The organism is Synechococcus sp. OH2 (genome assembly GCF_047462155.1).
In the GTDB taxonomy this organism is placed as follows: Bacteria; Cyanobacteriota; Cyanobacteriia; order Thermostichales; family Thermostichaceae; genus Thermostichus.
Genome location: NZ_JANSIR010000027.1, coordinates 1 through 3,007, shown reverse-complemented (window position 1 = coordinate 3,007; position 3,007 = coordinate 1). Strand labels below are relative to the sequence as shown.

Genomic DNA, 3,007 nt, shown 5'->3' with positions numbered 1-3,007 from the left:
CCCTGATCCCCTATCTCCCACTGTTTTGCTCCAACTTGGCTACCCGCGCTTCCAGCTTGCGCAGGGCCCGCTGCAGCTCAGGCAGGTGCCGTTGGACTGCTATGCTCCTACGCCATTCGGCAATGGGTTGGTGGGGGTAGCCGGCTACTGTTTGGCCAGGAGGAATGTCGCTGGTCACCCCTGTCTGGGCGGCCACACGCACGCCATCGCCAATGTGCAGGTGCCCCGCCAAGCCACATTGCCCGCCCAAGATGACGTGGTGGCCCAATTGGGTACTGCCGGCAATGCCCACCTGGGCGACGATCAAGCAGTGGGATCCCGTGCGCACACCGTGGCCAATCTGCACCAGGTTGTCGATCTTGGTGCCGCGGCCAATGCGCGTCTCGCCAACGGCAGCCCGGTCAATGGTGGTGTTGCTGCCCACTTCTACGCCGTCTTCCAGCACCACCCGGCCCGCCTGCGGCATGCGCCGCCAGGATCCATCAGGGAGAGGAATGTGGCCAAAGCCGTCGTCGCCAATCACGGCGCCGCTGTGGATGAGGCAATCGTCGCCAATCTCCGTGCGTTCGTGGATAACGCAGTTAGCCAAAAGCTGACACCGGGATCCAATCCGCACGTGGGGGTAGATGGTTACGTTGGGGTGGATCTGGGTGTAGTTGCCAATTTTCACCCCTTCCATCACCACCACATGCGGCCCAATGGCTACCCCCTCCCCCAACTCCACGCTGGGATCGATCACGGCTGTGGGATGGATCCCGACGGGCAGGCGGTAGGGTTGGTAAAACAGCTCGATGGCCTGGGCAAAGAGCAAGCGCGGATCCCTGCCCCGCAGGCAGGGGATGGGGCGGGGCAAAACTACAGATTCGCCTACGATGACGGCGCTGGCTTGGGTTTGCTCCAGGAGAGGCAGGTAGCGAACCTCGCTGAGGAAGCTCAGCTCGCCTGGGCGAGCTTCTGCCAGGCTGGCCACGCCGTGGATCTCCAGGGTGGGATCCCCCTCGTAGGTGCATCCCAATCTTTGGGCAATCTCCTGTAGCTGCATTAGGGTGGGGGTTCTCTACGATTGCAGCAGCCGCACCTCCATCACGGTGCCGCGCAAGTTGTAGCTAAAAGTCTCCAGCTCCAGGGGAACGCCAACTTTGACGCGGTTATTGCCCAGGACAAAACCATTTTCCGTCCGCTGGCCCCGCCCCCGCAAGGTAAACACCAGATCAAAACGATAGGGCTCGGGGTCAGGCAAGTTTTCAACCCGTCCATCCGGAAAAACTACTGGCACAGTGCGGCTGACATTTTCTATCCGCACCACCTCCACCTGGCCGTAGGGTTGGTTGCGGATGATCAAGTCAGCCTTCTGACCCACTTGAAAGGGTTCCAGGGATCGGCTGCTGACCCCCCGCACGATCATATCCACTTCCACTGGCAGCGTGGGGCCACCCCCTACCTGGACGACGCTGCCCGCCTGCCGCCCTGGGAGAAACAGGACAGCCACAATCGCCGCCACCACAATTGCCAGCGCCCCTAGATCCAGAAGGCTGACCTTTCCCAGAAGACGCCCCCGTTCATCGATGAGCCGCATGGCTCTCTTTTCTCCAATTCACTGCCCTTGATTGTAGGGCACAGCAATAGCAGCTCCTCCGCCCGCAAAGCCGGTTGAGGTTGGATCCACCTCTAGAGGAACTCAGAAGCCCCGCTTGTAGAAGATGGAGCTGACGGGAGTCGAACCCGTGTCCGAGATGGGTACTGGGGGTTCACTCCTTCACAGGCTTAGCCTCTCTGACCCTCGAGGCGGGGATCGCCGTTTAGATCCCGGCGATGGGAGGTCTCCGCCTAAGCTTAGTCTCTCCCTCGACGGAGCGGGAGAAGAGAGCTGCACCCGTTGGGGTTATAATCCGCCCACTTAACGGGGTCGTGGGAGGATCCTCGAGCTCAGGGTAATTCTTTACTGAGCCTTAGGCAGCCAGAGCAGCTGCTTTACGAGCAAAAGGTACGACGTTGTTCGCACGTACTGTGTTGAGCCTGGTGGTAACGGGATAAGCTCAAGCCCGACCTGCATCATGAACCCTTGTTCGCCACCCCGTCGAAACCGTTACAGCCCCAGGGTTTGGCTAAACCTAGAATAGCAAAATCCTTGGGGATCTGGCTAGAGCCTCTGTTAATATAACAAAAGTTGTGTTACTCTCTAAGAACTGAAAACTTGGGTCGGTAGCTCAGCGGTAGAGCACTCGGCTTTTAACCGATTGGCCCAGGGTTCGAATCCCTGCCGACCCAGCTTTCGATACTGTTGCTCCCTCGGCCTGTCCCGAGGCAGGATTTATAGAAAGGCAGGGGGGAAGGGCGAGGTGGCCGTTCTTTCGTGGCCAGACCTGGGCAAAGAGGGGGAGGTAAAGCTGTTGCTGGCGCCGTCCGTGGAGGAGGCGCTGGCAATTTTGGCGGAAGAGGCTGAAACTCGGGAGACGGTCTTTGTCTCCAAGCTTTGGCACCGAATTCCGGCCCAGGATGTCATCCTTGACGAGTGTCTGCAGGTGCTGGCGGAGGTAGCTTTATCCCTCTGGCCCTATTGGTATGGAGAAAAGTTTGAGCCGGGCAGAACGGCAGAGGCCCAGGTTCTCAATCGCCTCCGCGCCCGAGAGCTGTCTGCAAAACGGGATCCCGCTATTTCCAGTAGCTGGCTCAGGGCAGCAATGCACTTGTGCCAGCAGCAACGCCTGCCTGTGGTGCCAGGGATCCAGCGGGTGATCCAGGTGCAGCAACTGGCCAAGGCCATTGCCCCTCGCGAGCTAACCTTGGCTTTAGCAACCGATGAGCCAGAGCCGGCGCCCAGCTACCTTCTCGGCTTGGCCAAGGCCGCTACCTGGTTGGCCGACCACAGTCAAGCACGGCTAGTGCTGGTGGTGCCGAGTGCTTTGGCCGCTCACCCTGAATTGGCTTCCGTGAGCTACGGCGCCCTCCAGTTGCCGCTCCCGGAGAGGCGGGAGGAGTTCGACAGCTCGGTGCAGGGGGGGGGGGG

Annotated in this window: 2 protein-coding genes, 1 tRNA gene, 1 other RNA gene and 1 pseudogene; 2 read left to right on the top strand and 3 right to left on the bottom strand. The window is 60.3% G+C overall.

The features are described 5' to 3' along the window. Nucleotides 1-10 precede the first annotated feature (10 nt). The 3 genes from lpxD to ssrA form a co-directional block, all read right to left on the bottom strand. Complete coding sequence (gene lpxD / locus NW835_RS02220) at nucleotides 11-1,042, bottom strand: UDP-3-O-(3-hydroxymyristoyl)glucosamine N-acyltransferase (RefSeq protein WP_414364391.1); 1,032 nt, start codon at nucleotides 1,040-1,042, stop codon at nucleotides 11-13. Nucleotides 1,043-1,057: 15 nt separating this feature from the next. Beyond that, nucleotides 1,058-1,576, bottom strand: a complete 519-nt coding sequence (locus NW835_RS02215) for a DUF4330 domain-containing protein (protein WP_414364390.1) — start codon at nucleotides 1,574-1,576, stop codon at nucleotides 1,058-1,060. A gap of 122 nt (nucleotides 1,577-1,698) precedes the next feature. After that, nucleotides 1,699-2,096: a transfer-messenger RNA gene (gene ssrA, locus NW835_RS02210) on the bottom strand. Nucleotides 2,097-2,196: 100 nt separating this feature from the next. On the opposite strand from ssrA, the gene NW835_RS02205 reads away from it, so the two are divergent. Both NW835_RS02205 and NW835_RS02200 read left to right on the top strand, forming a co-directional pair. Next, a tRNA-Lys gene (locus NW835_RS02205) sits at nucleotides 2,197-2,268 on the top strand. Nucleotides 2,269-2,339: 71 nt separating this feature from the next. After that, nucleotides 2,340-3,007, top strand: a pseudogene (locus NW835_RS02200) (hypothetical protein); the annotation flags it as partial.